The 6,015-nt window shown below is 50.6% G+C and carries 6 protein-coding genes; 2 read left to right on the forward strand and 4 right to left on the reverse strand.

The features are described 5' to 3' along the window. Window positions 1–302 precede the first annotated feature (302 nt). From Q0413_RS08305 to Q0413_RS08315, 3 genes are all read right to left on the reverse strand, one after another. A complete protein-coding gene (locus Q0413_RS08305; protein ID WP_298988502.1) occupies window positions 303–815 on the reverse strand; it encodes a hypothetical protein in 513 nt (170 codons plus the stop codon). Between the two features lie 142 nt (window positions 816–957). Next, window positions 958–1,515 (reverse strand): sel1 repeat family protein, encoded by a 558-nt coding sequence (locus Q0413_RS08310; protein ID WP_298988503.1) that lies wholly within the window; start codon window positions 1,513–1,515, stop codon window positions 958–960. Window positions 1,516–1,653: 138 nt separating this feature from the next. Next, window positions 1,654–2,085, reverse strand: a complete 432-nt coding sequence (locus Q0413_RS08315; RefSeq protein WP_298988504.1) for a redoxin — start codon at window positions 2,083–2,085, stop codon at window positions 1,654–1,656. Window positions 2,086–2,218: 133 nt separating this feature from the next. Here Q0413_RS08315 and Q0413_RS08320 point away from each other — a divergent pair, with 133 nt between their 5' ends. Continuing rightward, the gene (locus tag Q0413_RS08320) at window positions 2,219–3,301 is read left to right on the forward strand and encodes a DUF3137 domain-containing protein (RefSeq protein WP_298988505.1); all 1,083 of its coding nucleotides are present in this window, start codon (window positions 2,219–2,221) and stop codon (window positions 3,299–3,301) included. A 210-nt stretch (window positions 3,302–3,511) separates the two neighbouring features. Here Q0413_RS08320 and Q0413_RS08325 read toward each other — a convergent pair whose 3' ends face one another. Then, a complete protein-coding gene (locus tag Q0413_RS08325; RefSeq protein WP_298988506.1) occupies window positions 3,512–4,522 on the reverse strand; it encodes a DUF475 domain-containing protein in 1,011 nt (336 codons plus the stop codon). Window positions 4,523–4,609: 87 nt separating this feature from the next. Between Q0413_RS08325 and Q0413_RS08330 the strand changes: the two genes are divergently transcribed. Continuing rightward, complete coding sequence (locus tag Q0413_RS08330; protein WP_298988507.1) at window positions 4,610–5,929, forward strand: Na+/H+ antiporter NhaC family protein; 1,320 nt, start codon at window positions 4,610–4,612, stop codon at window positions 5,927–5,929. The last annotated feature ends 86 nt before the right edge of the window (window positions 5,930–6,015 follow it).

Raw genomic sequence — 6,015 nt, forward strand, 5'->3', positions numbered from 1 at the left:
CCCCCTTAAAAAATCGTTAAATTTAAATTTTATCTCGCGCTTTATAGCTGGCGTCATTTAAATCGGTTAAATCCATGTTTTGAAATTTATTGTTCGCGGTGTATGTCTTTTCTCGTTCGTATCGGTATTTTGAAAAATCTATATTAATTAAAATTTTGCCGCCGTGCGGGAAGCGGACGATTCGAAATTTTTACTTCGCGCTTTAAAGGGGCAGCTTTGCTGAAATGCGTAAAATTTCGGCAAATTTTATACTCGCAAAATTTTAAAATTCTATCGCCGCAAAATAGGGCAAAATTTCATCTCTACGGCTTGCCGTCGCCGAATTTTGCGACTATCTTCTCGCTGCAGCTCTCCTTAGGTGCCCAGCCTTCGCGCTTCATCCGCGCCAAATTGTCGCACGCCTCCTGCGAGCCGCCCTCGCAAAGCTCGTCGTATATCACGAGGCTGCGGCACTGCCCGCTCGCGAAGCTCTCCAGCGCCGCGGCATTGCCTAGGCAGGCTCGCTCGCGCAGATCGCTCATCGCGCGTCCGCCTGCGCTGCCCGTTTTGCCTGCCTGCTTCCGCTCGGCGAGGGTTGCGAGCTCACACGCGTCTGCGAAAAAGCCCTGCGCTTTGAAGCGGTTTCGCACGACGCCGCGACCGCCCAGCTCATATCTCATCGCCGCTTCGTAGCATGCGGTGGCGTCCTTTTTGCTGCATTTTGCTAAAAGCGTGCCGGTTTTTGCGCCGCTAAATTTAAACTCTTTGGCTTCGCTGCCCGTGCTTGCCAAACTAAGCGCCAGCGCCGCCGCCAGCGCAAGCTTTAAAGCTTTCATCTTTGCTCCTTTTTCGTTTATCCGCTCGCGCGCTCCGATTTACTGCTTCATCGCGTGTCGCACTCGCACAGCCCGCTAAAATTTAAAAGGCTCACGCGCCTTATTTGCGATCGAAGCTCGTAATTTTATCGCCTCTGTCGCGCTAATTTTTCGGCAGCAGATCGAGCACCGCGCAGGCGCGCTTGTTGTGCATTTTGCACGCCCTGTCTAGCGCTTGCCCCGAGAGCTCGAAGCTCTGAGGGGTGCCGATTCCTTGGAGATATTTGACCGACAGCTCGTAGCACGCCTCGCTGCTGCCGGCATCGCACTGCTCGCGAAAAAGCTCAAACGACGCCACGACGTCCTTCTCTACGCCCAAGCCGCGCCCTAGCGCATCTGCGTAGAAAAAGCACGACAGCTGATCTTTTCGTTCGCAGCCGCTTTTCAGACCACGCGTGACACGCTCGCAGGAGCCTTCGTCGCTTTTTACGATGCAGCTTTGCAGATCTGCCCGCGAAATTCCGTCCGTTTGGATGACCGCATCGGCGCTGCTTTGCGAGCCGGCGCTTGCTTCGCCGCTCTTTATAAAGTGCGCGTTTTGCGTAGCAGTCTCGCCGATACTCGTTGTTTTGCCCGCCGCAGAAATTTTATCCGCTCGCGCACTCTCGCCGCAGTTTGCCGCAAGGGCGCAAAATAGCGCCAAAAATAGAAATTTTTTCATACCCGCCTCCGTTAAATTTAGCGCCATTTTAATTAAAAATGCTGAATTTAATGAAAATGCGCCTCTGCTCTAAATTTTAGCTTTGTGTCGCAGCGTGTTTGAAGTGCGAAATTTAAAGCACGCCGCCAAAGCGATCGATCACAGGCTTTTTAGCGCCCCAAGTACGTTTTGCGCGTCCTGCTCGGGTTTGGCGATGCGACTAAAGCGCTTTATCTCCTTGCCGTCTTTAAAAATCAGGGTTTGGCGGTGGTAAAATTTCTTCCCGTCGCCGGTAGTGAAGGTTTCGAGCCGTAGCGGCGCTTCAAGCTCGAATTTTTCGTCGTTTATGAACTCAAACGAGGCGCCCGTAGCGCGCTTAAACTCGCTCGTGCCCGTCTCGCCCATGCTGCCTACGGCGATAAGCTCGAAGCCGAGGGCTTTTATCTGCGCAAACGCGCTCTCGTAGGCCTTGCACTGAAGCGTGCAGCCCGTGAGCCCCGCCGCGCCGCGCAACTCTGCGGGCAAAAATTTGCCGCTGTCGCCCATTTTCGGGTAGGTAAAAACCACGCAATTTTTCGGTAAATTTATCATCTCTCGCCTTTTGATCAAAATAGGTCGCAAAAATAGCATAAAAAATCTTAAACCCGCTTAACGGATGAAATTTTAATAAAATTTAGCGTAAAATAAGGGGTAAAATTTCGGCAAATCAAATTTGGAGTTAAATTTGGATATTGACAGAGCGATAGAGGAGCTGGCAAAAAAGCAGCAGCAGTGCAAGATAAAATTTCTAAAACCGCTGATTTTATTGCTATGCATCGCGGTTTTTTCCGTCGGCTGGTTTATCCACGGCTTGATCCAAAACGAATACTCCTCCGCCGTGTTGATGTCCGCGATGATCCCGATAATTGCGGTAAGCTGCGTATGGGGGATTTATGATGATTCCATCGCTAAGTGGGAGTACAACGCCTTTTATAAAGACGCCTTCATCCGCGCTATTATTTCAGATATCGATCCCGCCTTTAGATACGAGCCGCAAAGCGGCATAGACGAAGAAGAAATCCGCAAAACGGGCATCTATCCAAACAATGAATTCGTAGCCGAGGATCAGATAGACGGCGTGTATAAAGGGGTGAAATTTAGCCTAAGCGAAGCGATAAAAATCTATGAAACGCGCGAGTCTATGGAGCTTGTAAGGCTATCTCAAAGGGCTAAAAGCGATCTTTCCGCAACTTTTTTGCTGTCGGCGATCGCGCTTTGGAACGCTTGGAGGCTCGGCGAATACGTGCAGGCCTTTAGCGGCTCGATTTTGGTGTGCGAGTTTTATAAGAAATTTAAGGGGCGGACCATCATCGCGGACCGCTCGCCAGGCACAAAATTTTTAGGCGATCAGGAGCTGATGGACGACGTGATTTTCGGCGAGGAATTTCGCGTGTTCGCAAGCGATAAGATCGAGGCGCGGTATCTTTTGACGCCTAGCTTTATGGAGCGTCTCGGGGCTTTGAAGCTTAAGCTTGCGCCCAAGATCGCTCTTAGCGCGGCGTTTATGGACGGAAAATTTTATCTATTTTTAAACGGCGCGAAAAACCGCTTCGAAGCTGCGCTGTTTTCGCCGCGCACTACGCTAAAAGATGCCGAGCGGATAAAGGCTGAAGTTTTGCAGCTTCTTGGTATCATTGACGAGCTGCGTTTGAATGAGGAGCTTTTTGGCGGCGCAAGCGAGAGCGGCGAGTCCGCAAATAGCGTGCCACTCGGCGGCGAAGAGCTGCAGAGATTGCGCGATAAAGGCTTGAGCTCGCGCGATCGCTGATTTGAATTTTAAAACGCCATCTCGCGGTTTAAAATTTAACGCTTTTCGTAAAATTTTAATCTCATCGCCCGCGTCTTTAAATTTAGCGCTTTTTAGAATTTGGCGTCTTTTGAAATTTAACGCGGCGCAAGCGGGTAAAATTTATCGCTTGCGGCGGTAGCTTGAAATTTTAAAATTTGTCCCGCGCACCGCAAAGCTCGCTATGAAATTTCACTCGTTATTTCCCGCGATCGTTTCGATTAGTTTGCGCTTGTTGCGGCGGTTGTAAAGCACCGACGAAAGGAGCGATAGCGCGATGAATAAAATCCCCACGGTGCCGGTTATGATCTCGCTTACTTCAAATTTCAGCTTGGCAAACATTATAAACGCCAAACACGCGATGGCGTAGTGCGCGCCGTGCTCCAGATACGCGAAGTGCGACAGCGTGCCGCGGGTGATGAGATACAGCGTGATGGAGCGAACGAACATCGCGCCCGCACCGAGGCCCAGCATGATGATGAAGATATTATCGCTTAGCGCAAACGCGCCGATCACGCCGTCGAAGCTAAAGCTCGCGTCCAGGGTCTCTAAGTATAAAAAGCCCGCAAGGCCGTTTTTTACGCCGTCCGTGCCGAAAAGGCGGTCGAAGCAGGAGATGAGTAGATAGAGTAAGATCGCGCCGAAATACGCCGCGCCGAGCGTAGCCGAGCCCGTTTTAGCAAGCAGCACGAGCCCCGCGGCTAGAGCGATCAGCGTGGGCGCGTTTGGAATGCGCTTTAAAAATCGCACGAGCCCGTTATTTTCGATTATGTCCAGCCAGTGTAGCTCGCGCTGCGCATCGAAGAAAAAATCGCAAAAGACCATCAACAAAAACGCGCCGCCGAAGACGTAAATTTGCGCTTCGTTCTCGCTTAAAATTTCATGGTAGCGATGCGGCTGCTTAAGCGCCAGCACGAGGGTTTCCCAAATACCAAGATGCGCGCTTGCGGCAACGATTAGTACGGGGAATAAAAACCTCATGCCAAAAACCGCGATCGGAATGCCCCAGAGGATAAATCTGCTCTGCCACACCGGCGCCATATCTTTTAGCACCTTGGCATTGACTACGGCGTTGTCGAAGCTAAGGCTGATTTCAAGTGCGCACAAAAGCGCGCAGATATAAGCGGCACCCGCGCCGCCGATATAAAACGCGATAGCAAGCGCAATTAGGCTTACTACAAAAGAGGAATAAAAATATTTCATCGCTGTCCTAGCCGATTTTTTGCGCGATTTTAGCAAAATTTAGCCCTAAATTCTATATAATTGCAAAAATTCCAAAAAAGGCAAAAGATGCTTACCAATCCCGTATTTATCAGTATCTGTGTGATGTGCGCGCTATGCTTGCTGAGGTGCAACGTAATGCTCGCGATCCTAATCGGCACGATATGCGCCGTGCTCTCAAGCAAGATCCCGCTGGGAGATGCCATAAATTTATTCATAAACGGCAACCCCGAAAACGCCGGCAGCCTCGGCATGGGCGGAAATTTAGAAACTGCGCTCTCATATCTGCTGCTAGGCGTCATCGCAAGCGCGATCTCAAAGACGAACTTAACGGCGATCTTGGTGCGCGCGGTGGCAAATTTAATCAGCGACAAAAAATACGTCTTTATCTTTTCGATCGCCTTTTTTGCGTGCTTTTCACAAAATTTAATCCCCGTGCATATCGCCTTTATCCCGATTTTGATCCCGCCGTTAGTCAAGATAATGAACTCGCTAAAGATCGATCGCCGCGCCGTAGCGTGCGCGCTGACGTTCGGCTTGCAGACGCCGTATATGGCGCTGCCGCTGGGATTCGGACTTATATTTATGGGGCTAATCGAAAAAAATATGAACGCAAACGGCATCGCGGTAAGCCTTGGCGACATATCAAGCGTGATGTGGCTAAGCGCCGTGCCGATGCTCGTGGGCCTCATCCTGGCCGTGATCTACTACCGCAAGCCGAGAAACTACGCCGAAACCAAACAGAGCTTGGATGCGCATTTTAGCGAGCTTAAGATGGGTATGCGCGAATGGGGCGCGCTAGCGGGCATCGCGGTGTGCTTCGCGGTGCAAATTTGGATCAAATCGCTTCCGTTTGCCGCGCTTAGCGGAATTTTAGTGATGCTTGCGAGCAAAGGTATCGAGTGGAAGAAGCTCGATAACGTATTTGACGAGGGCGTGCATATGATGGGCTACATCGCGTTTTTGATGCTGATCGCCGCAGGATACGGCACGATCTTAAAAGAAACCGGCGGCGTGAACGAGCTGGTGCACGTAGCGAGCACTTTAAGCGGCGGCAAGCTAGGCGGTGCGCTGCTGATGATCGGCATCGGGTTACTCGTGACGATGGGTATCGGCTCGAGCTTCGGCACGATCCCTATCATCGCTACGATATACTGTCCGCTAGCCACACAGCTTGGCTTTAGCACTGCGGCGACGATCTTTATCATCGGCGTGGCCGCTGGTATCGGCGATGCGGGCTCTCCTGCGAGCGACAGCACGCTCGGACCTACTGTGGGGCTGAATATCGACGGCGAGCATAGCCATATGTGGGATACCTGCGTGCCGACTTTTATTTTCTTTAATATCCCGCTAATTATATTCGGCATAATATTTTCGATGATGTTATAGATTGCGGAATTTGCGCGGGTTTTCGCGGACGAAATTTTAGAATTTTAGAATTTTAGAATTTTAGAATTTTAGAATTTTAGAATTTT

Origin of the sequence: uncultured Campylobacter sp. (assembly GCF_938045465.1) — a bacterium.
Classification (GTDB): Bacteria; Campylobacterota; Campylobacteria; order Campylobacterales; family Campylobacteraceae; genus Campylobacter_B.